Annotated in this window: 21 protein-coding genes and 1 pseudogene; all 22 read right to left on the bottom strand. The window is 65.2% G+C overall.

Features of this window, described 5'->3' with window-relative positions:
* Positions 1-36: 36 nt before the first annotated feature.
* On the bottom strand, positions 37-612 hold the full coding sequence (locus LIW09_RS06430; RefSeq protein ID WP_338064812.1) for a FliH/SctL family protein: 576 nt from the start codon (positions 610-612) through the stop codon (positions 37-39).
* Positions 609-1592, bottom strand: coding sequence for a flagellar motor switch protein FliG (fliG, locus tag LIW09_RS06425; RefSeq protein ID WP_256647164.1), 984 nt, complete (start codon positions 1590-1592; stop codon positions 609-611). Before fliG ends, LIW09_RS06430 begins: the two co-directional genes overlap by 4 nt.
* A 10-nt stretch (positions 1593-1602) precedes the next feature.
* Complete coding sequence (gene fliF, locus LIW09_RS06420; RefSeq protein WP_256644839.1) at positions 1603-3258, bottom strand: flagellar basal-body MS-ring/collar protein FliF; 1656 nt, start codon at positions 3256-3258, stop codon at positions 1603-1605.
* Positions 3259-3327: 69 nt separating this feature from the next.
* Positions 3328-3684 carry a flagellar hook-basal body complex protein FliE gene (gene fliE, locus LIW09_RS06415; RefSeq protein ID WP_256644838.1) on the bottom strand — a complete coding sequence of 119 codons (357 nt, stop codon included), beginning with the start codon at positions 3682-3684 and terminating at the stop codon, positions 3328-3330.
* 60 nt (positions 3685-3744) lie between these two features.
* Complete coding sequence (locus LIW09_RS06410) at positions 3745-5220, bottom strand: sigma-54 interaction domain-containing protein (RefSeq protein ID WP_256644837.1); 1476 nt, start codon at positions 5218-5220, stop codon at positions 3745-3747.
* Positions 5217-5603: a response regulator gene (locus tag LIW09_RS06405; RefSeq protein ID WP_256647163.1), complete on the bottom strand. Its 387-nt coding sequence runs from the start codon at positions 5601-5603 to the stop codon at positions 5217-5219. The genes LIW09_RS06410 and LIW09_RS06405 overlap by 4 nt, the downstream gene beginning before the upstream one ends.
* 20 nt (positions 5604-5623) lie before the next feature.
* Positions 5624-7027 carry an RNA polymerase factor sigma-54 gene (gene rpoN / locus LIW09_RS06400; RefSeq protein WP_256644836.1) on the bottom strand — a complete coding sequence of 468 codons (1404 nt, stop codon included), beginning with the start codon at positions 7025-7027 and terminating at the stop codon, positions 5624-5626.
* A 200-nt stretch (positions 7028-7227) separates the two neighbouring features.
* Positions 7228-7785 carry a PilZ domain-containing protein gene (locus tag LIW09_RS06395; RefSeq protein WP_256644835.1) on the bottom strand — a complete coding sequence of 186 codons (558 nt, stop codon included), beginning with the start codon at positions 7783-7785 and terminating at the stop codon, positions 7228-7230.
* On the bottom strand, positions 7782-8087 hold the full coding sequence (locus LIW09_RS06390; RefSeq protein ID WP_256644834.1) for a hypothetical protein: 306 nt from the start codon (positions 8085-8087) through the stop codon (positions 7782-7784). Before LIW09_RS06390 ends, LIW09_RS06395 begins: the two co-directional genes overlap by 4 nt.
* Positions 8084-8476 carry a flagellar export chaperone FliS gene (gene fliS / locus LIW09_RS06385; RefSeq protein ID WP_256644833.1) on the bottom strand — a complete coding sequence of 131 codons (393 nt, stop codon included), beginning with the start codon at positions 8474-8476 and terminating at the stop codon, positions 8084-8086. Before fliS ends, LIW09_RS06390 begins: the two co-directional genes overlap by 4 nt.
* A 10-nt stretch (positions 8477-8486) precedes the next feature.
* Complete coding sequence (gene fliD, locus LIW09_RS06380; protein WP_256644832.1) at positions 8487-9833, bottom strand: flagellar filament capping protein FliD; 1347 nt, start codon at positions 9831-9833, stop codon at positions 8487-8489.
* 109 nt (positions 9834-9942) lie between these two features.
* Positions 9943-10368 (bottom strand): flagellar protein FlaG, encoded by a 426-nt coding sequence (locus LIW09_RS06375; RefSeq protein WP_256644831.1) that lies wholly within the window; start codon positions 10366-10368, stop codon positions 9943-9945.
* Between the two features lie 71 nt (positions 10369-10439).
* Positions 10440-11321, bottom strand: coding sequence for a flagellin N-terminal helical domain-containing protein (locus tag LIW09_RS06370; protein WP_256644830.1), 882 nt, complete (start codon positions 11319-11321; stop codon positions 10440-10442).
* Between the two features lie 287 nt (positions 11322-11608).
* Complete coding sequence (locus LIW09_RS06365) at positions 11609-12910, bottom strand: RraA family protein (RefSeq protein WP_256644829.1); 1302 nt, start codon at positions 12908-12910, stop codon at positions 11609-11611.
* A complete protein-coding gene (locus LIW09_RS06360; RefSeq protein WP_256644828.1) occupies positions 12907-14235 on the bottom strand; it encodes a capsular biosynthesis protein in 1329 nt (442 codons plus the stop codon). The genes LIW09_RS06365 and LIW09_RS06360 overlap by 4 nt, the downstream gene beginning before the upstream one ends.
* Positions 14232-16691, bottom strand: coding sequence for an HAD family hydrolase (locus tag LIW09_RS06355; RefSeq protein ID WP_256644827.1), 2460 nt, complete (start codon positions 16689-16691; stop codon positions 14232-14234). The genes LIW09_RS06360 and LIW09_RS06355 overlap by 4 nt, the downstream gene beginning before the upstream one ends.
* Before the next feature lie 89 nt (positions 16692-16780).
* Positions 16781-17989, bottom strand: a complete 1209-nt coding sequence (gene flgL, locus LIW09_RS06350) for a flagellar hook-associated protein FlgL (protein WP_256647101.1) — start codon at positions 17987-17989, stop codon at positions 16781-16783.
* A 9-nt stretch (positions 17990-17998) separates the two neighbouring features.
* On the bottom strand, positions 17999-19879 hold the full coding sequence (gene flgK / locus LIW09_RS06345; protein ID WP_256647100.1) for a flagellar hook-associated protein FlgK: 1881 nt from the start codon (positions 19877-19879) through the stop codon (positions 17999-18001).
* A gap of 11 nt (positions 19880-19890) precedes the next feature.
* Positions 19891-20757 (bottom strand): annotated as a pseudogene (flgJ, locus tag LIW09_RS06340) (flagellar assembly peptidoglycan hydrolase FlgJ); the annotation flags it as partial.
* A gap of 132 nt (positions 20758-20889) precedes the next feature.
* Complete coding sequence (locus LIW09_RS06335; protein ID WP_275114564.1) at positions 20890-21993, bottom strand: flagellar basal body P-ring protein FlgI; 1104 nt, start codon at positions 21991-21993, stop codon at positions 20890-20892.
* A gap of 8 nt (positions 21994-22001) precedes the next feature.
* Complete coding sequence (gene flgH / locus LIW09_RS06330) at positions 22002-22721, bottom strand: flagellar basal body L-ring protein FlgH (protein WP_256647098.1); 720 nt, start codon at positions 22719-22721, stop codon at positions 22002-22004.
* An 8-nt stretch (positions 22722-22729) separates the two neighbouring features.
* Entirely contained in the window at positions 22730-23515 is a 786-nt protein-coding gene (gene flgG / locus LIW09_RS06325; protein ID WP_256647097.1) for a flagellar basal-body rod protein FlgG, read from the bottom strand.
* Positions 23516-23524: the final 9 nt, after the last annotated feature.

Below are 23524 nucleotides of genomic sequence, written 5' to 3'. Positions count from 1 at the left end.
ATTCCACCGCGAAGTGCAAGTGCCAGGCATCAACGATCATTGGCGTGCTCCGGCAATGATGCCTTGCAATGCGGCGTTGAGCCGGGTCGCCAGGCTGCCGTCGATGCGCACGCTGTCGCCATGCACGCGCAGGTCGCCGCGCGCCAGGGTAGTGTCGGCGATCAGGCGCACGCCCGGTTGTACCGTCAACTGGGGCGCAAGCATGCCCAGGTCGTCCGGGTGCAGGCGCAGCTCGACCTGCCGGTTGTCATTGCCGGCGATCTCCAGCGCCTCGCGAATCAGGTCCGCCAGCAGGCCGGGATCCGCTTCGTAACGCTGGCGCAGCAGCGCGCCGGCGACACGCACCGCGAGATCGCCCAGTGCATCGCCCACTTCGGCATCCAGCCGGGCCAGCGGGCGGGTAAACGCATCCAGGATGCCCTCCATCTGCGCGATGATGCGGCGCACCTCGGCCTGGCCGGACGCAACGCCTTCCGCATGTCCACGCGCAAGGCCTTCGGCGCGCGCGGCCTCCTCGATGGCCTGCAGTTCTTCCACGCTGGGGGGTTCGCGCTGCTCCTGCGGTGGCGGTGGCACCAGTTCGGGGGCTGCCCAACGCATGGCTGGCGTCATACGAACACCTCGGCCTTGGCCGCCAGCTGGATGGTGCCGTCATCGGCCATCTTGCGCACGATGGTCAGGATTTCCTTCTGTGCGGCTTCCACTTCGGCCAGCCGCACCGGGCCGCGCGCTTCCATGTCCTCGACCAGCATTTCCGATGCGCGCTGCGACATGTTGGCGATGATCTTGTCCTTGACCTTGGCGTCTGCGCCTCGCAGCGCCAGCGACAGCTTGTCGGTCGATACCTCGCGCAGCACGGACTGCATCGCGCGGTCGTCGATCTCGGCCAGGTTGTCGAACACGAACATCAGGTCGCGGATCTTGCCGGTCAGGGTCTCGTCGATCTGCGCGATGTCGCCCAGGATCACCTCGTCCATGCCGCCGTCCATGAAGTTCAGGATGTTGGCCGCCACCTTCACGCCGCCGATCGACGATGACTTCAGGTTCTGGTTGCCGGCGAACTGCTTGGCCATGACGTCATTGAGCTCGTTCAGCGCATGCGGCGGGATGCCGTCGAGCGTGGCGATGCGCACCAGCACGTCGGCGCGGGTGCGCTCGGCCAGGAACTTGAGTGCCTCGGCGGCCTGGTCGCCATCCAGGTGCGAGAGCACGATGGCGATGATCTGCGGATGCTCGTTGCGCACCAGATCGGCAATGGCGCGTGGCTCCATCCATTTCAGCGAGTCCAGGCCGGTGGTGTTGCGGCCCATCAGGATGCGATCGATCAGGCTGCTGGCACGGTCTTCGCCCAGGGCCTGCACCAGCACCGCACGGACATATTCATCGGCGCCACTGCCCAGGTTGGGGCGCTCCAGCGTGTTCACGAAGTCGTCGATGACGTTCTCGACCTCGTCGCGCGAAACGCTGCCGACCGAGGTCATCGCCACGCCCAGCTTCTGCACTTCCTTGGCGCCCATGTGCTTGAGCACTTCCGCAGCCTGCTGTTCGCCCAGCGAAAGCAGGATCACCGCCGCGCGCTGCACGCCTGACAATGCGAAGACTTCAGCCATCGGAATTCACCAGGTCACGAACCACGGAGGCGACCCGCTTGGAGTCGGTGGTGACCGCCGTGCGCGCGGTCTGCAGCTTGTCATCGAAGGACGGCCGTCCAGCGATGCGCTCCTGGGTCAGTGCGGTTGGCAGCGGGCTGCCGTCATCCTGCGTCAACACCTCGGCCGTCTGCAACTCGGTGGCGATGGCCGCACGCGGGGTGGTCAGGGACCGGAACGCAGGACGCAGCACGAACCACACCACCAGCAGCACGGCCAGCCCGCCCAGCAGGGTGCGCAGCAGGTCGCGCGCGCGCGGGTCCTCCCAGAACGGCGCCGACGGTTCGGCGTCTTCCACGGTGCGGGCGAACGGCGAGTTGACCACGGTGACCGCATCGCCGCGCTGGGCGTCAAAGCCGATGGCCTGCTGCACCAGTGTCTCGATGCGCTTGATCTCATTGGCGTTCAGCGCGCGCTCGGTGGGCTTGCCATTCTTGCCGGGTGCGCCGGCAAGGTTGTCCACCAGCACTGCCGCCGTGACCCGGCGAATGCGTGCCGGCGCCTGGCGGGTGTGGGTCAAGGTGCGGTCGATTTCAAAATTGCGCACCGAGCTGCGGGTGCTCGAGCCGGTGGCAGTATCGGCTTGGCTGTTGTTGGCGGACGCCTGGGCGGCATTGGCGCCGGGCGTATTGCTGGCGCTGCCGGGGACGCCCTGCGCGGGCGCCGTGGCCGCCGCGCCGGTGCTGTTGGCCACGTTGGCGGACGCGCCTGATTCCGACACCTGCTCGCTGCGCACCAGGCCCGCCTGCGGGCCATAGACCTCACGTGCCTCTTCGGTCTGGGCGAAGTCCATGTCCACGCTGACCTGGGCACGCACGCGGCCCGGGCCGGTCATGGGTTCCAACAGCGCCTGGATGCGCTGCACGAAGACCGACTCCTGCCGACGCTGCTGCTCGAATTGCTTGGCGCTGATCGCCGCATCGCTGTCCGGATCGGGCGTGGAGAGCAGGCGTCCGAACTGGTCCACCACGGTGACGCGGTCTGCCGGAAGCTCGGGAATGGAGGAGGCCACCAAGTGGATGATGGCGTCCACTTGTCCCGGATCGAGACTGGCGCCGCCCTGCAACTGCAGCACCACCGAGGCGCTGGCCGGCTCGCGCTGACGGGTAAAGGCGGAGGGCTTGGGCAGCGCCAGGTGAACCCGGGCTTCGCGCACCGGGCGCAAGTTGCTGATGGTGCGGCCCAGTTCCGTTTCCAGGGCATGCTGGTAACGCGCATTTTCCAGGAACTGGCTGGTGCCGAAGCCCTGATCCCCTTCCATCGATTCGAACCCGTCACCACTGGTATTGCCAACGCCGGCCGAGGCCAGCGTCATGCGCGCTTCCCCCAGACGCGCCGCCGGCACCGACAGGGTGCCGGTGGTCGGGTCGATCTTGAACGGCAGGTTGGCAGTACGCAGCAGGTCGCGGGCCTGCGCGGTGCTCTTCTCGTCCAGCCCCGCCAGTGCCGCGTAATCCGGCTGCTGGGTCCAGAAGAACAGCCAGAGCCCCAGCCCGATGGCAGCGGCCACCGTCCCCAGTGTCAGCAGCTGCCGGACAATGGGAATGTCCTGCAGGCGCCCGAGTTTTTTCAGGTCGGCGGCGGATCTTGGAAGGGCGATGGCGCTCATGGGGACTTATCGGGTAGCTGGGGAGTGGCATTGCGGGAACGGGGTGGTGCGCTGCGGGGTTGATCCCCGCTAGATCGGCATGTTCATGACCTCTTGATACGCCTGGACCAGGCGATTGCGCACTTCCACGGCGGCCTTGAAGGCCACTTGCGAGTGCTGCATGGCCACCATCACCCGCGCCAGATCGGCGCGCGGGTCGCCGATTTCAAAGGCTTGCTGCAAGGCCCCGGCATCGTTCTGCGCCTTGCTGACGCCATCGATGGCGTTGCTCAGGGTCTGTTGGAAATTTGACGCTGCTGGCTGGACGCCGCCCACCGCGTTCGAGGGCGCAGCGTCGCCAGCGGCACCGACGTTGCCAAGTGCGCCCTGAGTCCGCATCTCGTGGGAGCGGATCTGGGAGAGGATCGAGCTGATGGCGTCGGTCATCTCTGCATCGGAAAGGGAAGGGACTGCCGCTAACTAAGCAAGACCCGTGCCATCCAAGCGTCAAGATTCCCGCGCGTCTTCTTCGGTAGCCGCTTCGCCGGACCGGTTGATCCCGTACTTGCGCAGCTTCTCCAGCAGGGTAGTGCGCCGCAGGCCCAGCAGCGGCGCCGCGTGTGCCACGACTCCGCCGCTCTGCTGCAGCGCCTGGCGGATCAGCTCGTTTTCGATCTCGGCAATATGCTGGCGCAGATCCAGACCGCCGGCCGGCAGGGAGGCCAGCGGTGAAATCGTGGCCGGATCGATCGGCGCGGGCGGCGCCTGGGCCGCGGGCGGCACAATGGGCGGCTCCGGCGCGGGCAGCGGCGTGGCGAAGCCGTCCGGCATCGCGGCACGATAGCGTGCCGGCAGATCCCCGACGCCCACCCGGCCATCCGGGTTGAGCACGGCCAAGCGTTCCAGCAGGTTGCTCAGTTCGCGCACATTGCCAGGCCAGGCATAGTGCTGAAGGGCGGAGATGGCCTCGTCGCTCAGGCTCACCCGGCCACGCCCGGACTCCGTCAGCTGGCGGGTAATGGCCGCGACCAGATCCGGGAGGTCCTCGCTGCGCTCACGCAAGGCCGGCATTTCGATGGGGAACACGTTGAGCCGATAGAACAGATCCTCGCGGAACTTGCCCTCGGCAATATGGGTTTCCAGGTTGCGGTGGGTAGCGGCCACCACCCGCACATCGCACTGGATCGGGGCGCCGCCGCCGACACGCTCCAGCACGCGTTCCTGCAGCACGCGCAGCAGCTTGACCTGCATCGCCATCGGCATGTCGCCGATCTCGTCCAGCAGCAAGGTGCCGCCTTCGGCCATCTCGAATCGGCCTTTGCGCTGGGTCAGGGCGCCGGTGAAAGCCCCCTTTTCATGGCCGAACAGCTCGCTTTCCAGCAAATCCGGGGGAATGGCCCCGCAGTTGATGGCCACGAATGGCTTGTCCTTGCGCGGCGACCGCGCGTGGATGGCGCGGGCCGCAACCTCCTTGCCAGTCCCGGATTCGCCCAGGATCAGCACCGTGGTGTCGAAGCGCGCAACCTGGTCGATCATCCGGTTCAGCCGCAGTACGGCGGCACTGCGCCCGGTGGGCCCTACCTGCGGCAGCTCGCGGCGGGCATCGTCGTCGAGGCGCTTGATGCTGGCCCGGCGCAGGACGTCCTGCAATTCGTTGCGGCGAATCGGATAGCCGAGCGACCACACCATCTCGGGGTGGAGATGCTTGCGCCATGCTTCCCCGGGGGTCTGCTCGGGCAGGGCAATCACCGGCGGATGCAGCGGCTGGCGCGACAGCCAGGCTGCAAAGGCATCCCACGCCGGGGCATTGGCGACGTCACCGGCGATGATCGCCACCCAGTCAGTTGCGCGGGCCTTGGCCAAATCGATATCGCCGGCATCCACCACGATGCGCGGCGTGAAATCCATGAAGTCCAGCAGCGTTGCCAGCCGCTCGGTGCGGGCGTCATCGGCGTCGACCAGCAGAATGCGCGATTCACTCATTCGTTGCCCTCGACCCCGGCCAGTTGCTGCAGCAGCGGCAGCACTTCCTGCATGTAGTTGAGTTTGCTGACGAAGGCGTCGCTGCCGGCGCGCAGGGCGTGCTCGCGGTGTTCGGTGTCGTCAAAATGGCTGACGATGGCCACGAAAGGCGGCGCGTCCTGCGCCTTTATCAGGCGCGTGGCCTGCAGCCCGCCCATTTCCGGCATGGCAAGATCCATCAGCACCACATCCGGGCGCAGCAGCTCCGAGCGGGCCACCGCTTCGATCCCGTTGCCGGCAGTGCCGACGATGTCGATCCACGGATGCTTGCGCATATGCCGCAGCACCGCGTTGATGAAGCCCTCGTGGTCATCCACGAGCAGCACCCGGATCGTTTTCTGCATGTCCTGCCCCTGTTCAGACTTCATCCCCGGCGAACCCGTGGCGTCGCGCTGGCGCGACGGCGCTGCCGGGCCGGCGCAATGGCCAGCTGTTCACGATACTTTGCAACCGTCCGTCGTGCCACGCGAATTCCCTGTCGAGCCAGCATGCCGGCGATCACCTCGTCAGCCAGCGGCGCATGCGCGGGCTCGTCCTCGATCAGGCGGCGCACCATGGCCTTGATCGCCGCGCCCGAGACGTCCGCCCCTTCCAGGCGCACCGCAAACAGGCGCTTGAGTTCCAGCGTCCCGCGCGGGGTCTGGATGTACTTGCCGGTGGTGATGCGGGAGATGGTGGATTCATGCACGCCGATTTCCTCGGCGACTTCCTTCAAGGTCAGCGGCGCGATGGCTTCTTCGCCCTGGTCGAGGAACGCCTGCTGGCGCGTTACCAGCACGCGTGCAGTCTTGAGCAGGGTTTCGTTGCGGATGCCCAGGCTGCGCAACAACCAGCGTGCTTCTTCCAGCAACCCGCGCATTCCTTCGTGGCCGGAGGCCTGCTCGGCATAGGCGCACAGGCGCAACCTGGGGCTGCTGCGGGAATTCAGGCGCACTTGCCAGCCGCCGGCAGCCCGCCAGGCAATCACGTCGGGGATGATGAACGCGGGTTCCAGCTCCGGCGGCTGCTCCACCGGGTGCGGCTGCAGCGACAGGATCAGCGAGACCGCTGCGGCAACGGCCTCCGCGGCAGCGGGCAGCTGCGCCGCCAGTGCGGTCAGGTCGTGGCGGGCCAATGGTTCCAGGTGATCGGCCAATATCCGCATGGCCAGCGTGCGCGCTTCGCTGTCTGGCAGCGCGCGCAGCTGGGCCAGCAGGCACTCCACCGGGCCGGCGGCGGTCATCCCCGGCCATTCGCCATCCAGCAACAGGCGCTCGCGAAGCGTGAGCATTTGTGCGCGGGTGGCTGTGATGCCGCCATCTGCCAGCGCCGCAGTCCCCAGCCGCGCGACGGTGTCGGGATCGCCTTCCAGATAGCCGCGATCGTCGCAGCAGTCCAGCCAGTACGCGGCCATGGCCAGTTCGCGCGCACCGCAGCGCAATTGCAATTGCGCCAGCAGGCGTTGGCGCGGGTCGCTGGATTCACCGGCAGCAATGCGGGCGGTGGCGTCATCGTCGCCATCACCACCGTGAGCGCCGCCCGACAGGAACATGGGCTCGGGCAGTTCGTCCCACGCCGCGGCGTCCAGCGCCGCGATTTCCTCAGGCGAGGCGGGTGGGGCGACCTCGTCGTCCTCCACCTCCTGCTCCAGCAACGGGTTGCGCTCCATCACCAGCTGCAGCTCTTGCTCCAGCTGCAACGACGTCACCTGCAACAGGCGAATGGACTGCAGCAGTTGCGGGGTCAGCGTGATCGACTGCCCCATCTTGGCCTGCAAGCTCGCCTTCATCCCCGTTCCTGTCCTCGGCCTCAAATTGGATCGCGTGCAGCCTTGTCCGCAGGCCGCCCCATGGCCCATCGATGAATGCGCACCGCAGAACCGCTGCGCCCCGGACCAATATCGTCAATCGACCCGCAAATGTCGAGTTTCCGACGCAAAAATCGTGCCGCACCCGACGCCCTGCACCCACAAGCAAACATGAACGGTATTCAGGTTTGCCGGCGGCGCTCTGCAATCGCGCGTCGATGTTGGCGGAACAAATGGCGTTCCAGCGCCGATGAGGTGCCTTCGGTCAATGGGCCGAATTGCAGCCAGAGGTGCAGCACGCCATCACCCTGCGGCTGGCAGGCGATCACCGTGGCAGGCAACTGCAATGGTTCCGGCATCCAGGGCGCTGCCTGGGTCTGGAACAGGCCGCTGCTGCCTTCGGCCAAGGGCGATTCGGTGGGCATGCGAGCCCCCAGCGCCGACCAGTGCAGCGTCCGCAGCGGGTCGGCTCGGGCAGTGCGCGACAGGCCGCTCAGCAAGGTCAGCATCAAGTCCAGTTTGGCTTCGATGCGGCGCAGCGCCAGGCCTTGCGGACCTTCTTCCTCTTCATTGCGACTATCTTCGATGACCGCAATCGCGGAGAGATAGAGCTCGGCGCGCGCGCAGGCGGCATCGACCAGCGCGGGGTCGAGGGGCTGCTCGATGAATGCACAGCGCTGGGCATCCTCGCAGGCCAGCGCCTCGCCGAACAGCAAGGTGTCGGCGGCGTCGCGGTTCATTCCAGTGCCTGGTGGTACGCGTTGGCGCCACGCTGGTAACGCTGCAGCTGCTGCAGCTGTTGCGCGACGTTGTCACGCAGCTGGCCCAATTCGGCCAGCGCAGCCTGCTGCTCGCTGGCGAGATTCAGCCAAGCCTGTTGCTGCCGCGTGTCGGGCAGGGCATCCGGCGACAATGCCAGGCGCACGGCGCGGTCATGCGCATCCAGAAGTGCGCTTGCGCCATCCAGATCGGCGCGCCCCAAAGCCTCCCGCAACGCTGCCAGCGGAAGCACTGGCACCGCATCGGGCGTGAAATCGGTCATTTCTGCTGATCCGGGGCAATTGCCAGCCACGCGCTTTCGATGTCGGCAACCAGCCCATCCACTTCCTGGAGTTTGGCAAGGTCATTTTGCAAGTTGGCTTCGAGCAGGCGCCGTTGCGCGTAGTTGTAGAGCGCCGCCAGTCCAGCGGCGATGTCGCCACCGGCCTTGTGGTCCAGCGAGCCATCCAGTTGGCCGATGATCATGCTGGCCTCGCCGATGGCCTGCCCCTTGCGCGGTATGTCGCCGATTTCCATGCAGGCCGAGGCCAGCTTCAGGCGTTCGCGCAGTCCGGCCAGCATCAACGCAACAAGTCGATGCGGGGAAGCATCCAGCACCGCGCTGCTGACGGAGGTCTGGCGATAGTGCTGGGCGGAGGCGCGTGCGTTCATGTCGGTCTCGTCACTTGTTGAGCATGGCCATTTGCTGGCTGACATACGAGGAGGTGCCTTGCAACTGGGCCATCATGGTGTCCAGTGCGGTGAACTGGCGGCGATAGGTGGCCTCTATCTGAACCATGCGGGCTTCAAAATCCGTTCGCTGCCTGGATTGGGTTTTGGTGCGACTGTCCAAGCTCTCCCGGCGACCTGCCAGAAGTCCCTGGTCGCCAACATAGTTGTGCAGCACGTCGCGCATGCCCTTGCCGAAGTCCGAGGTCTCGCTGAACAATTTCTTGACTGCATTCGGGTCGGCGGACAGGGCCGCATCGAACTTGGTGGAATCCAGCGTCAGCGTGCCATCCACGGCCGTTTTCAGGCCAAGCGAGCTCAACGCCGAATAGCTGTTGCCGATCGTGTTGCGCAGCGTTTGCAGGATACCGCGGGGTGCTGCGTCGCCGCTCAACGGGCCAGCCACCGAGTCCTGCCCGCCGGAGGCGGACAGCGTGCGGATCTGGCCAACGGCGGCGTTGTAGGCCGTGACAAAGGAAGTCAGCGTGCTCTTCAGCGAGGACGGGTCCTCAGTTACATCCAGCGCAAAGGTGGTGCCTGGCTGGGCGGACGTCAGGGTCAGGCTGACGCCAGTGATGGCGTCACTGAGCGTATTGCCCTTGGCGGTACGGGTGATGCCGTCGATCACCACTTGTGCATCCTGCGCGGCATCCTTGGTGGTAATGGTGCCGCTGCTGGTATCCAGCGCCGCAAGGCCGCCATCGCCGCCACTGGCCGCAATGGAGACCGCGCCATCGGTGCCGGACGTGCGAGAGGTGATGAACAGGACATCGCCTGCATCACCGCTCACCACGGTCGCGGTGACCTTGTCACCCGCCTGGGCGTTGATGGCGCTGCGGATATCGGCCAGCGACCCCTTGCTTTGGTCGATGGTGACATTGATCGGGTCACCGCTTCCCACGCTGATCGCCAACGTGCCGTAGCCCAGTTGCGCCGCGCTGCCATCCCCATTGCGCGCCACGGTCGCAGACTGCAGGCGATGCGCCTGGGCCAGGCTTTCCACGCTGATCTGGTAGCGCCCAGACGAGGCGCTGCTGCTGGCGCTGGCGGAATAACCGGCGCCTGTCGCCACGGTGGCCTTGCGGCCTGCGGACGTGCCGCTGCCGTCGAATTTCTTCAGCGCGGTTTCCAGGGCCGACAGTGCCGACGTCAGGCTGCCAAAGGCGGAAATTTGCGCCTTTGTGTCTTGCTCTGCTGCGGTCAAGCGCTTGTCGCCCGGGGTGCGCTCGGCAGCCACCAGTTGCGAAACAATGCTGTTGACGTCAAGACCGGAGCCGATGCCGGTGGCGGTAATGCCCATGCTGCCTCCTCAGCCTGGTCACCGCGGCTGCGGCGACAAAGGCTTCGCTGTGTTTATCGGCCGACCGCACGCGTCCTTGAGTGAGTCAAGTAATGACACCTTGCGCCGGTCATGCATGCTGGTCAAGCAAACCGCTGCCAGTCTCGGCCAAACGCCGAGCCAGCGCCAGCGCGGTTTCATCGGGAATCTGCGCAATGGTCTTGCCGCTGTCGGAATCCACCACCGAGACCACGATCCGGTGCGCCTCATCGTCCACTCTGAAGCGGAGGGACGTCCGGGTAGTGGAATGCGACATCGCTTCATCCAGCTGTTTCTGCAACTCTTCTGCAGCGCGCTCCTTCTTGGCCTGGTTGGCAGCAACGGCAGCCTCTGCGGCTGCGGATGTTGCGGTGGCAATGGCGGGCGAGGGGGACTTCGCGTTTCCGCCCGGCGCGGCGACAGGCGTTGTTGTCGGGCGCGACAAAGCCCCGGCGGCGGGCGTCGGGGCCTTGCGGGCCTCGGGGATCGAGGCATTGACGGGCGCAATGCTTGACATGGCGGCACATCACTTGAAGGCCGTACGGGGAGACCGCGTGCGCGGCCTCCCCGACGGGTAGAGCTTGAGGATCAACGCAGCAGGCTGAGGACGCTCTGCGGTGCCTGGTTGGCCTGGGCCAACATGGCGGTACCGGCCTGGGTCAGGATCTGCGAGCGGGTCAGTGCAGCGGTTTCGGCAGCGAAGTCGGTGTCCATGATCCGGCTGCGGGCGGCGGAGGTGTTTTCCACCGTGATCTGCAGATTTCCGATCACCGATTCGAAGCGGTTTTGTGCCGCGCCGTAGGTGGCACGCTCGGCGTTCAGCTTGTCCAGCGCCACGTCGATGTCCTTGATGGCATTGGTCGACTTGGTGGCATCGCTACCGGTGATTGCCGATGCGGTAGTCACGGTGGCAACTGCAACATCTGCGGCGGCGCTGCTGGTGATGCCGCCGCTGGTGCCGGCGGTACCGCCGGACAGCTGGTTGCGGGCCACGGAGACCACGTCATTGCTGGTGGTGCCAGCGCCGACCTGGAAGGAGAACGACGTGGAGCCCGTGAACAGCGAGGTGCCGTTGAAGGTAGTGCCACCAACTACGCGGGTGATTTCGTCCTGCAGCTGCTTGAACTCGGACTGCAAGTTGGTGCGGTCGTCCGAGCTGTTGGTGGCGTTGGCGGACTGCACGGCCAGCTCACGCATGCGCTGCAGCGAATCGCCGATCTTGCCCAGCGCGCCTTCCGCGGTCTGCGCCAGCGAAATGCCGTCGTTGGCATTGCGGATCGCCACGTTGTTGCCGCGAATCTGCGCGTTCATGCGTTCGGCAATCGCCAGGCCGGCGGCATCGTCCTTGGCGCTGTTGACGCGCAGGCCCGAGGACAGGCGCTGGATGGTGGTGGCCTGCGACATGCTGCTGGTGTACAGGTTGCGCTGAGCATTCAGCGACATGATGTTGGTGTTAACGCTATTAGCCATGGTCGTTCTCCTGGACTGGGTAGCCGGCGGGCAGGGCCACGACCGGTGGGGTTCCGCAGAAGCTGCCGTTCGTGGCCCCGTCCTCTGCTGGCTTAGGTAACGGCGCCATTTCACCGGCCTTGAGGTGATGTTTCGTTTTTGTGATCAAGTCGGCAGAAATAAATTTTTTCTTGTGAATTCGCTAAAGTTTCGCGGCATCGCGTTTTGCTCATGCCGATCCGGCATCGATGGAGCAGAAACAATAACGCCGCCTCATGGCGGCGTTATCGGCGCTTCGGGCGATTGCTTCAGAAGAAGCCGTAGTCGCGGGTCAGCTTGCCTACCTCAGCGCCTTCGGAAATGTCGATGATGATGCGCTTCTCGTTTGTCGCGATGCGCAGCGCGGAATCGAGCACGGATTTTTCGATCCTGCGGGGGATGACGACCAGCCCTTCGCGATCCCCGAACACCAGATCCTCGGGAGCTATGTGCACGCCACCTACCTGGATCGGACGATTGACATGATCCAGCGTGGCGCGTTTGCGAACGTCCTGGCAGGAGTAGCCGCGGGCGAACACCGGAAGCCCCAGACGGACAACATCCGCACTGTCGCGAGTCATGCCGCCCACGACCACGCCTGCGGCGCCGCTGCGAATGGCAAGGTTCGCGTTCAATTCACCGAAATAGGCGTACTCGCCGATTTCGTTTTCCACCACGATGACGTCGTTGGGCACGATCGTGGCGTAACTGTCCAGTGCCTTGTAGATGCCACGGAAATCCTCGCCATCCCTCAGTTTGCGCAACCGCAGCGTCTTGGCGCGGCCGAGCATGCGGACATCGGGAAGATTGGGGGCGAGGTCGCGGATCACCTGGTTGGGGTAGCCATGATCATCCAGGATGTCCGAGAGCATGGGGCTCGACAGCAGCCCCTTCAGATTGTTCAGCAGACGGCGGTCACGCTCGCGTCGCCCGGCTTCAAGCAGCTCGGCCAACTCGAAATCTTCGGGCCAGTTGACGTCGATCGCTTCCAGCGGACTTGCTTCAAGCAGCAGGGGATGGTCGCCAATGCGCCGTTCCAACTTCAATGCAGCCTCGCGCCGCATGATGTAAAGCCCCATGGTCTCGATGATGGTCTCGTCGAGCGTGAAGCTGTTGGGGATGTTGGCGATGTCATAGGTTGGATGACCGTCACTCCACGTGTAGAGGCGATCCTTTCGCACCAGGACAGCGGAGTCGAATGACGAGTCGGTTTGCGCAAGCGCATCCACGCCACGTTGCATCGTGGCGGGCTCGATGAACGGGCTGGTGCATAGGGTCTGGATGTAGATGTCGGCTTCGATCTGGCGCACCTGGTTCATGAACAAGCGGTTGCCGTCCGTCGCATTGCTTGCGAGTGCAGGCTCGCGCATCAACACCTTGCACTCGCGATCTGCAGCAAGGGCAGCGATTTCGGCCGATTCAGTGTCCAGATAGACCTCGTCGATGAAGTCGCAGGCGAGGAGCTTGTCGATGGCATGCAGGAATAGCGGCTTTCCGTCCAGAAGGCGGATGTTCTTGTTGCCAATGCGATCACTGCTGCCCTTCGCGGGCAGGAAGGCGACGGTCTTCATGGGGCGCGTTCTCCTGTAGAGCAGCCATCAAGGAAGCGTTGCGTGAAATTGGCGATGCGGTCCGCCACTGGCTCGGTTCCCGCTATCGATTGTGCGGCAATGAAATCTGCAAGCTCGACAACGCCATTGCGGACATGCGCAGCGGACTCGTCCTCTCGGACCAAGTGGCGTTCGCAAAGCAGCCCAACCAGTGCTCGCGCATTGGCGCGATGGCTCTCGCCTTCGCGATCATGCAGCCATGCTTCAATGACGTTTGGAAGCTGATCCGCATGACGCGGCGTATAAGCGGCACCGGCACTTGTTGCCAAGCTTCGTCCAAGCACGAGCAGTGGCTTGTCTCGAAGCAACGCCTCGTATTGAAGGGTCGTGGTGCCAATGCAGGCAACCCTGTCCGAATGCTCCATGAGATCCGCAATCGGTGCGTCAGCGACTTCAATGAAGCGCGCAGGCAAGCGCAACGGACTGCCGATGACGTCGCGATTGATCGGGTGGTCGCGGAACAAGATGGTGGCATTTTCCGGCAATGCTGCGTCGAGCGCATCCACGATTTCCTGCAATCCATTCCACAGTGGCTGGCTCAGGTTGATCGAGCGTACGGACACGGGCTCAATTGAAGAGCCCAGTGCGCTGGTCAATACCAGCAGGGTGGGGCCAGCGCTAGATGGCGGAGGTGATTGTTCGCTTGGTGAATTCGGTTTGTAGCGACCCACTGGCCCTGAAAGTGAAAGTGCACGAGCAGCTTCGAATGCAACGCTGGTTTGCCGGGCCAGATCCATTGCGAGCGCGGAATGCACGGAAAAAACAGCTTGCGTATCGTCCCAGGCATTCACCTCGCCCGTTTGCACCTGGTAGGTATTTGCCAGCTGGCCGCGTTCGATGCACCAGGCAGGTATGTCGTTGACTTGCATGACGTTGCGGCCAATTCGGCTGTTTGGATGTGTCGCATTCCACAGCAATGCGCCGCAAGGACGCAGTTCCTCGGCAACGATCTGGTAGAACCATTCGCATTTTGCCGTTGCGCGCGCCCAGCTGTCCGCGTGCGCCGCGCACCCGGTCCAGGCCCGCTCCGAAGCGGATATCGGCTCAATCGCATGAAATGGGGTGAGGTTGGGAAGTTGGATCAACTTGTCGTATGCAAGCGAGGCATACGGAATTTGAAGTTGGGGGAATTCGAGATCCGGCACATCGCGGGTGGCGAGCACGACGAGTTGGACGTTGCGCTCGACCAGGGCTTCGCCAAGGTGATTGAAAAACCTCACGCATCGCGGGTCACTGAATGCAAAGCAGCTTGCCACGCAAATCTGGCCATTGTCGTAATCGCTCATGCATCGCTCTCCATGGGCCGGCTTGGCAAACGATCGAGAATTGGGCGATAGACGATCTCCATTACAAGCTGGCCGGATACAGGGACGCATCCAGCGGGAAGCATCACGAAGCCAGCCTCGCCAAGGCACTCGATGACGCCGTCGCCATGGTTCGTGATGCCATCCAGAAGCAGGTAGGGGCGCACGTCGATGCCTGCATCGTATTCGGCCTGCAGGTGGAGTTCCCCGGCGCGCAGGACACGGGCCTCGATCAACTGCAGCCAGCGGAAGCGTTCGCCCAGCAACAAGCCCACGTCCGCATCGCCCTCGCCGATCGGGACATGCAGGCGATAGCAGCCGTCATACGTGGCGTATGCCGCCAGACTCAGGCGGCCGGCCTCCTTCCCCCTCAGGAGCAGAGCCGATACCGGCTCCTCGCGGAATGACCAGTCCCGCGCGCTGAAAGCCAAGCCGAAGCGATAGGTGGACATCATCGCCAGGGTCAGCTCGATCCCGGCATGCCGCAATTCATGCGGGGTGTTGATGCGAGACCCTTCGCCTTGGCGGGAGGAATAGAAGATTCCATGGCGGCGAAGTTCCTGCAGGCTGCGATCGGTGTCGTGCAGGCGGATGATCCGGTCGGTCCCGAGGTTGAGTTCCAGGGCGAACTGGTCGTAATGGGCCAGTTCCTGCCTGTCCGGGAAAAACACCATGCGTGAGAATTCGGCCAGCGCGGCGTCGCGAAGGGCATCGACCGCAGGGCGAGCCCCGCCCGCCTCGTAGTGGGCTTCTGCCTGGCGGATGAAGTCCAGCGCATGCGCCTGGATCCGCCGGACGCGTTCTGTCTGGTGCTTGGCGGTCGCGCCCTTGGACAGGATGGGGCTGCCGTCTTCGTCGTAGTCGACCACCGACCCTGCGCTGGTCGTGCACAGGTTTTCCAGCAACGAGACGAACGGGAGCAGGGTATCGATGGTGCGGGCATCGAACTTCGATGCGTCGATCATGCCGCAGCGTCCGCCATTGGCGTGGCCCGCCTGGGGCGTGCACATGAAATACCAGCCGAGGAGTTCGACGCCCCATTCGTCGCGCATGACCGGCGCGAGAACCCGCTGCGCGGTCCCGACGTAGCCAAGGTCCACGAATGCGAGGGTATCGCCTCGTTCCAGCCCCCCCAATTCGCGATCCAGGTACTTGCGCAGCCTCGCGCGATAGCGCGCGGAGCGCTCGGTGATCTTCGCCACCATGCGCGGATGCAGCACGCGCCTGTTGAATTCCGACTGCGGCGACGGACTTTCCTGCAGGGCTTCGAGAATGCGATCGCCTTCCTCGCCTTGCAGGCCAAGCTGCTTCAGCATTGCCGCATACTCGCCGGAAGTGGCGAACAGGGCGAGATAGCGCTCGATGTCGCCTGCGTCGCGGAACGAGGCGGCAAATGCGGCGAAGCGGGAAACGTAGACAGGGCGGCCATCCGTTTGGCCGGAAAATGCTTCGTAGGCGGCATGCGGCAGGTACCCGTCGCGCAGCAGGAACGCCAGCTTGACGCGCTTTCCGTTCGATTGTTGTGCATCCCGGTGGGCCTGGACCCAACTTGCGAAGGCATGCATCAACGGGCCAAGGGTGGCGATGCCGATGCTTCGGTCCGCGTCGTCCCCGTCCAGGGCAAGGCCTGCGATCACCGGATGGTAGCCAGCGGGGGTGCCCCGCTCGGAGCGGACGTCCGGCTCGAGCAGACGAAGCGCAGTCGCGGCGAACTGCCTGCGCGACTCGAGCATTTCCGGGAGGTGTTGCAGGTGGAGGCAGGCAATCCCGGCGGCCCGCGCCGGGAACACATCCGCAAGCGGGTTGTCGCCAACGTGGAGCATGCGGACCACGGGCAGGTTCAGGCGACTGGCCAACAGCGGGAAAAGGCCACCTGCCTTCGGCTTCCCGTATTCACACGAAGCACAGACCCGGTGGATCGCGGCATAGGCATCCGCGGGCAGGCAAGCAGCGAGCAGCCTGCGCAGCAAGGGCTCTGGCAGATAAGTGTCTGACACGACCATGACCTGCACGCCGCGTGCCGCTGCCGCACGCAACAGGGCAACAGCCTGGGGCATGGCATAGCACGCCCTTTCCTCCGCCTCCAGTTCGACTTCCTGGAGCGACTCCAGGGTCTCTTGCTCCAGGTCGTCGCAGGCGGCCCGGTAGATTTCCTCAAGCGTGACTTCGTGGCTGCCCCGTCGCAACTGGGCCAGGCTGCGTGCCTGCATCTCCGCCCGGATCCGGAGCCTGGCATCCAGGCCGACAGCTTTCCATGCCGGTTGCTGCTGCATGTCATAGAACACGTCTGCCGGATGTCCTGCCCTCCGCCACAGGATGGTGTCGAAGCAATCCAGGGACAGGAGTTTCACGCGCGGGAATCGATCCAGCACGGAGCCGAGATCACTGATGCGGATGGTGTCCTCGGGAGCAAGGCCTGCGGGTGCTGTAGTCGTCATGTCGGCTCGCTGGAAAGACGTGATCGTCCTTCTGCAAACCATATGCCAATGTCGTGCCCGCAGGCGTGCGACATGCGCCGTCGGGAACCTCAGAGCTTGTCGAACAGCGAGCTGCTCTGCAGGCGGGCCATCATCTGCTGGGCGGCGTCCAGTGCGGTCATGTTGAATTGCAGTTTGCTGATCGCGTCGGCCAGGTCGGTGTCGCGCAGGCCGGAGAGCATTTCGGTCATGGCCACGCCATTGGCGCCACGCATGTCGTCGCTGCTGTCGAGGTTGGCGCGGCGGATGCCGGTCTCCGAGCGGATGTCCAGCAGGTGCTGTTGGGCGGCCACCAGGTCTTCGTGCCCGGCGTGCAGGGCATTGTTGCGGTTGGCCACGTCAACGGCGCTGCTGCCGGGCATGTCCAGCGCATCGGCCAACTGCTGCATGGTGGCGAAGATGTCTTGCTTGGGTGCGCGTTCCAGCTTGAAGCTGTCGCCTGCGGCAGGGGTGCCGCTGACGACGAATTGCGCGCCTTGCGCGGTGATGGCTTGCCCCGGCGTCCACGCGCCGGCGACGGGTGGCGCCAGCGGATTGCCGCTGCCGTCCACGACCTCGTACGTGCTTGCGGTGGGAAAGCGCAGCTGCAGGGTTGCGCCATTCCAGGTCGCTGCATTGTTGATCTGCGCGGAGTCGAGCTGGCCAGTGCCGGTGTTTGCAGCGTTGGCGCGGGTGCGGCTGATGCCATCGCCGGTGGGCACCGCCATGAACACGCGGCTGCCGGGGTCGGTGTCGGCCAGCGCCACGTCGGCGGCCACATCAACCAGGTTCTGGCCGTCGTTGCCGGAATAGCTGACGCTGCCGGAGGTGTCGGTGAAAGGCTTGATGCCGTCCCGGGTGCCGGCGAACAGCTGGCGACCGCGACCATCGTCGCGATTGGCGATCTGCAGCATGCTGGCCCGCAGGCCGCGCATTTCCAGCGCCAGCGTATGCCGATCGCCGTCGCTCAATGCGCCGTTGCCCGCCTGGATGGCGATTTCGTTGGCGCGTTGCAGCAAGTCGCCTGCGTCGGCCGTGGCGGCTTCTTGCTGGCGCAGGCGATCGCCCAACACGGTGCTGTTCTTGTCGAATTGATCGAGGCTGGCCAGTGCATGCTGCAACTGCTGCACGTTGGCGATGCCGGTGGGATCGTCGGCGCCGCGGGTGAGCTTCACGCCGGATGCGATCTGCTGGCGCAAGGTGTCGATTTCGCCCTGCCGCAGCCGCATCGTGCTGAGCGCGTTGTAGTGCATCTGGGCGGTGGAAATGCGCATCGTCATGGCGGTTTCCTATCGACGCACGACGGACAAAAGCGTCTGGAACATGGTGTCGGCGGTGCCGATCAGCTGTGCGGCGGCCTGATAGGCCTGCTGGTAGCGCAGCATGTCGGCGGCTTCTTCGTCGAGGTTGACGCCGCTGACCGATTCGCGCTCGGCGTTCACCTGATCGTCGATGGCCTGCTGGGCGTCCAGCGAAAGCTTGGCGTTGTTGGCCGCGCCGCCGGCGCGACTGGCCATGCGGGTCATTCCGGTGGTCAGGTCGGTGGTGCCGCCATCGAGAACGCGTCGGGTGTCGAGCGCCGCCAATTGGCGCGCGTTGGCATTGTCGGACGAACGTGCAGGCGTGCGCCCGAGGGTGAAGCTGTCGCCCGCCGCCGGCGTGCCTTGCAGCGTCAACGTCCAGCCGCCATCGGCGATGGCGCCGCCCGGCGAATAGGCGTACGGGCCGTTGCCATCGATGGTGTAGTGGGTGGCATCGATGAAATCGACGGTCGCCCCGCTGAACGAAGCGAACTGGCTCGCATCGGTAATCGCGGACGAGGCAACCTTGGCATCGCCCAGATTGGTCGGATCCAGCTGACTGGTCAGCGGTGCGGCGGCGGCAATCCCGGAGGCATCATGGATAGCCACGTTCAGGCTGCCAGCGCTTCCTGCGGTGGGGGTCAGCAGGAAGCGGTCGCCTGCGGCGGCGCCTGTGCCCACGGTGACTGCCACGCCACCGACCTTGAACGGATCGACGGAGGTGCCGGTGCCGGTCATCGCTACCGACTCGCCGCTGTCGGCGCGGGTGGCGCTCCAATTGGTGCCATCGAAGCGCAAGACCAGATTTTGACCCGTCAACGCGCCTGCATCATCCAGTACGGCGGTCGGTACCGCCGTGCCGGTGTTGGCAGCGTGCGCGGCCACCTGTGGCGCGGGAATGGAGAACAGGTCCGCGCCCGGGTTGCCGTTGTAGTCGATGCCTGCGTTCTGGGTGGCATTGGTCGATTGCGCAAACACGGTGGCCATGCGGCCGAGTTCGGCGCGCATCGGATCCAGCACCTGGCTGCGAAATTCCAGCAGCCCACCCAGCTCGCCGCTGACCGTGCCTTCCGGCAGGCGCATCGCGCCGGTCGGCGTGTTCAGCGCCAGTTGCATGCGGTCTGGACGGTAAGGGTCGGGCGTGGTCGCCAGGCTGGAAGCGCGTACGCCCAACACCAATGGCTGGCCGCCGGGGGTGAAGACGTTCATCGAACCGTCGTCCTGCATCACCGTTTCCGCACCCACCAGCTTCGACAGGTCGCGAACGCGCTGGTCGCGCGCATCGAGCAGATCCGAAGAGACATTGCCGCCAGCGGCAATGATGTTGCGATTGAGGTCGGCAAGCTCGCTGGCCAGACGATTGGCGTCAGTGATCTTGTTGGCCATGCTGCGATCGACGTCGTCGTCCATTTTCGCCAGCTGGGTGTCCATGCTGCGAAAGCGGGTAGCCAACTGGTCGCTGGAGGCAAGCATCTGGTTGCGTGCGGGAACCGAGGCCGGGTCGGCCACCACGCCTTTGGCGGCGTTGAAATAGCTCGACCACGGCGCCACCAGCGAGGTGGCGGAATCCGACATCAAACCATCCACGCGCGAAGCCAGCTGGGACAGCTGATCCAGGCGCCCCAGCTCGCCCGAACTGTCGTTCTGGCGGGCGAACACCAGGCCGTCGGCAAGCCGGGTCAATTGTTTGACGTCCACCCCCTGGCCGATGCTGAGCATGGCGGACTGCCCTGGACGCGCCTGCATTTCCACGCGCTGCCGGGTATAGCCGGGGGTCGCCGCATTGGCGACGTTGTGGCTGACGGTCGCCAGTGCGCGCTGGAAGGCGAGCAGGGCGGAAGTGCCGGTACCAAGAACGCCAGATGACATGGTTATCCCTCCAGCCCGGCCAGCGCGCGGCGCATGGTGGAGCCGCCGGCAATGGCCACGACCTTGGCCGCGTAGGCCGGATCGGTGGCGTAACCGGCGCGTTGCAGCGCCGTTGCGAACTGATGGACGTCGCCGCCGGCACTGCGGGCTTCGGCATAGCGCGGGTTGTGCAGCAGCCGGGCGTAGTCGGCAAAGCTGTCGGCGGCGCTGCCATAGCTGCGGAACGCGGCCTGCGCGCTGACGCGGGTGCCATCCACGTATTCATGGGTGGCTGCATTGACTTTCGCACCGCGCCAGTTGCCGCCGGCCTTGATGCCAAACAGATTGTGCGATGTGGTCTGCCCATCGCGCCCCGCCAAACGGCGGCCCCAGCCGGTTTCCAAGGCGGCCTGCGCCACCAGGGCCTTGGCCGGCACGCCCAGTTCCGCGGCCGCCTTTTGTGCATGCGGCCATACCGAACGCACGAATGCTTCAGGGCTGCTGCAATCCAGCGGGGCATTTTCGCCGCAGGTCTTCGCAGCAAGTGCTGGCGGGTGCGGCAATGCCAGCCCCGGCAATGAGGTTCCACCGCTTGCCGGGGTCAGCGTCAGCGAGTCGCCGCGCAGTCCGGCAGGCAGCGGCAGGCCCGAAGGCGTGTCGCCAAGAGGGAGTTGCATCGGCGCGCCCGGCGCTCGCAGCGGCAGGAACCCGGCCGGCGCGGTGGGCGTGTCCTGCCCCAGGGTGCGATCAAGCTGGCGAACGATCATCGACTGCAGACCCAGGCCGCGGCCCTTGGTCAGCTCTTTCGCCAGCGTCTGGTCGTACATGTCGCGATAGCTGGTGTCGCCGCCAAGCGGATCACCGGGCGAGGTGCTGCGCAGGCTCTTGATCAGCATCTGCGCAAACTGGCTTTCCAGCCCGCGCGCCGCCTCTTCCACACGCGCACGCTCCGGCGTCTGTGAACGCTGGAGCGAGATCGCGGTGGCGGCAGGTAGGCGCATGTCAGTCTGGATGCAAGCGGTATGCCATGGTCAGATCACTTCAAGCTCGGCGCGCAGCGCGCCGGCTTGCTTGAGGGCTTCCAGAATGGCGACGATGTCGCCCGGTGCCGCGCCAACCGCGTTCACCGCGCGCACGATGTCTTCCAGCGAGGTGCCGCCCCGGAACAACACCATGTGGTTGCCCTCGGTGGTGGCGCTGACCGTGGACTGCGGCACCGCAACGGTTTGCCCCTTGCCGCCAAACGGCCCCGGCTGGCTGACCTGGGTGGCCTCGCTGATGGTGACGGTCAATGAGCCGTGAGCCACTGCGGCCGGCAGGACAGTGACCTGGCCACCCATCACCACGGTGCCGGAGCGGGCATTGACGATGACCTTGGCAGCCGCCGTGCCCGGATCCACGTCCAGCGCTTCCAGCGCGGCCAGGAAGGCGATGCGGTCGCCCGGCGGCGGGTTGATTTCGATGGTGACGCCGTCCAGCGCATGCGCACGGCCACTGCCAAACGCGCTGTTCACCGCCGAAACGATGCGCGACGCGGTGGTGAAATCGGCCTCGTGCAGGTTGAGGGTCACGTTGCCTGAATTGGCTGCCGCCGGCACCGCGCGTTCCACGATGGCACCCGACGGAATGCGCCCGCCGTTGGGCGCATTCACCGAAATCTTGGAGCCGTCACGTCCCGATGCGCCGAATCCGCTGACGACCAGATTGCCCTGGGCGATGGCGTATACCTCGCCGTCGGCGCCCTTGAGCGGCGTCATCAGCAGGCTGCCGCCGCGCAGCGAACCGGCGTTGCCGATCGAGGACACGGTGATGTCGATCGGCTGGCCGGGCTTGGCGAACGGAGGCAATTCCGCGTGTACCGCGACGGCGGCCACATTCTTCAACTGCGGGTTCACGCCGGGGGGAATGGTGGCGCCCAGCTGCTCCAGCATGGACTTCAGGCTTTGCACGGTGAATGGGGTTTGGCTGGTGCGGTCGCCACTGCCGTCCAGGCCCACCACCAATCCATACCCGATCAGCGGATTGCCGCGCACCCCGGCCACCTGCGCCAAATCCTTGACGCGTTCGGCGTGGGCTGGCGCAAGCAGAAGCGTGCAGAACAGAGCGGCCAGCGTTGTCAGGGTGCGTTTCATCATCGCCGACCTCAGAACGGGTAGAGCGCGGAATTGAAGAACCGGCCAAGCCAACCCATTGCGTTGGAACGTGCGAGGGTGCCACGGCCGCCATAAACGATGCGGGCATCGGCCACGCGGTCGGAGGTCACCCGGTTGTCAGGGTCGATATCGGCACGGCGCACGATCCCTTGAACCTGAACCAGCTCATCGCCCTGATTCAGGCGCAACTGCTTGTCGCCGCGAATCAGCAGGTTGCCATTGCCGAGATCCTGCACCACGCGCACGGTGACCGAACCCGCCAGCTTGTTGCTCTGCGCGCTGTTGCCGTCGCCCTGGAAATCGCGGGAGCCCGCAATGGATGCGCCAAGCGCGGTGACTTGCTTGCCCGCGATGCTGGGAACGCCCACATCAATGCCGCTTTTCTTGGTGACCGCGGTTTTGGCCTGGGTGGTGGCGGTGGTGCTTTCCACCAGCAGGATGGTCAACAAGTCGCCGACTTCGCTGGCTTTGTTGTCCTGGAACAGCCGCAAGCCCTTGCCGGTGTGGCCGGCGTAAATCGAGCCGCCGCCGTCCCCGGGCTGTGGTGCGGCGGGCTGTGCCGGCGCCACAGCAGGCAGCGCGGCATAAGGCGGCGCTTCGGCAAATGGCCGCACATCGCCCTGCAGGCGGCCGACGCTGGCGCAGGCAGACAGCCCGAGCGCGACAACCAGCAGGACGGCAACGCGGGCGAGGGAAGGGGCGCGGCTCATGGCGATACTCATACGTTGTTGTTGAGGAAACCCAGCATCTGGTCGGTGGTTGAAATCGCCTTGGCGTTGGTTTCGTAGGCGCGCTGGGTCTCGATCATGGTGACCAGTTCTTCCACCACGTTGACGTTGGATGCCTCCAGCGAGCCCTGGATCAAGCGGCCCAAGCCCCCGGTGCCGGGGGCGCCGGTCTGCGCCGGGCCGCTGGCGCCGGTTTCGGCGAACAGGTTCTCGCCCAGGGATTGCAGGCCTGCGGGATTGACGAAGTCGGCCAGCGTCAGTGCGCCGACCTGCACCGGCGCGGGCTGCCCGGAAATCTGCACGCTCACCGTGCCATCGGCGCCGATGGTCACGCTCTGGGCGCCTTCGGGCAATTGAAGGCCAGGCTGCACCGGATAGCCTTCGTTGGTCACCACTTCGCCTTGGGCGTTGATCTGGAAGCTGCCGTCGCGCGTGTAGGCGGAGCTTCCGTCCGGCATCAACACCTCGAAAAATCCGCGTCCGTTGATGGCCGCATCCAGCGCGTTGCCGGTCTGGTTCAACGAGCCTTGCACGAACTGCTTGGCGGTGGCCGCAACGCGCACGCCGGTGCCCAACTGCAGGCCCGTGGGAAGCTGGGTCTGTTCGGAAGTGGCGCCGCCGGGCTGGCGGATGGTCTGGTAGAGCAGGTCTTCGAAGCTGGCGCGGTCGCGCTTGAAGCCCGTCGTGTTGACGTTGGCCAGATTGTTGGAGATCACCGACATCTTCGTCTGCTGGGCATCGAGGCCGGTTTTGGCGATCCACAGGGCCTGGGTCATGGCGGCGTT

This window comes from Thermomonas paludicola (assembly GCF_024498955.1).
Classification (GTDB): domain Bacteria; phylum Pseudomonadota; class Gammaproteobacteria; order Xanthomonadales; family Xanthomonadaceae; genus Thermomonas; species Thermomonas paludicola.
Note: the sequence above shows the minus strand (reverse complement) of the source record. Positions and strands in the feature narration are given on the sequence as shown.

Bases quoted from the DNA above. Each gene is read 5' to 3' on its own strand.
- LIW09_RS06430 (WP_338064812.1), bottom strand. From the start codon at position 612: ATGACGCCAGCCATGCGTTGGGCAGCCCCCGAACTGGTGCCACCGCCA.
- fliF (WP_256644839.1), bottom strand. From the start codon at position 3,258: ATGAGCGCCATCGCCCTTCCAAGATCCGCCGCCGACCTGAAAAAACTC.
- fliE (WP_256644838.1), bottom strand. From the start codon at position 3,684: ATGACCGACGCCATCAGCTCGATCCTCTCCCAGATCCGCTCCCACGAG.
- LIW09_RS06410 (WP_256644837.1), bottom strand. From the start codon at position 5,220: ATGAGTGAATCGCGCATTCTGCTGGTCGACGCCGATGACGCCCGCACC.
- LIW09_RS06405 (WP_256647163.1), bottom strand. From the start codon at position 5,603: ATGCAGAAAACGATCCGGGTGCTGCTCGTGGATGACCACGAGGGCTTC.
- rpoN (WP_256644836.1), bottom strand. From the start codon at position 7,027: ATGAAGGCGAGCTTGCAGGCCAAGATGGGGCAGTCGATCACGCTGACC.
- LIW09_RS06395 (WP_256644835.1), bottom strand. From the start codon at position 7,785: ATGAACCGCGACGCCGCCGACACCTTGCTGTTCGGCGAGGCGCTGGCC.
- LIW09_RS06390 (WP_256644834.1), bottom strand. From the start codon at position 8,087: ATGACCGATTTCACGCCCGATGCGGTGCCAGTGCTTCCGCTGGCAGCG.
- fliS (WP_256644833.1), bottom strand. From the start codon at position 8,476: ATGAACGCACGCGCCTCCGCCCAGCACTATCGCCAGACCTCCGTCAGC.
- fliD (WP_256644832.1), bottom strand. From the start codon at position 9,833: ATGGGCATTACCGCCACCGGCATCGGCTCCGGTCTTGACGTCAACAGC.
- LIW09_RS06375 (WP_256644831.1), bottom strand. From the start codon at position 10,368: ATGTCAAGCATTGCGCCCGTCAATGCCTCGATCCCCGAGGCCCGCAAG.
- LIW09_RS06370 (WP_256644830.1), bottom strand. From the start codon at position 11,321: ATGGCTAATAGCGTTAACACCAACATCATGTCGCTGAATGCTCAGCGC.
- LIW09_RS06365 (WP_256644829.1), bottom strand. From the start codon at position 12,910: ATGAAGACCGTCGCCTTCCTGCCCGCGAAGGGCAGCAGTGATCGCATT.
- LIW09_RS06360 (WP_256644828.1), bottom strand. From the start codon at position 14,235: ATGAGCGATTACGACAATGGCCAGATTTGCGTGGCAAGCTGCTTTGCA.
- LIW09_RS06355 (WP_256644827.1), bottom strand. From the start codon at position 16,691: ATGACGACTACAGCACCCGCAGGCCTTGCTCCCGAGGACACCATCCGC.
- flgL (WP_256647101.1), bottom strand. From the start codon at position 17,989: ATGACGATGCGCATTTCCACCGCCCAGATGCACTACAACGCGCTCAGC.
- flgK (WP_256647100.1), bottom strand. From the start codon at position 19,879: ATGTCATCTGGCGTTCTTGGTACCGGCACTTCCGCCCTGCTCGCCTTC.
- LIW09_RS06335 (WP_275114564.1), bottom strand. From the start codon at position 21,993: ATGATGAAACGCACCCTGACAACGCTGGCCGCTCTGTTCTGCACGCTT.
- flgH (WP_256647098.1), bottom strand. From the start codon at position 22,721: ATGAGCCGCGCCCCTTCCCTCGCCCGCGTTGCCGTCCTGCTGGTTGTC.
- flgG (WP_256647097.1), bottom strand. From the start codon at position 23,515: ATGACCCAGGCCCTGTGGATCGCCAAAACCGGCCTCGATGCCCAGCAG.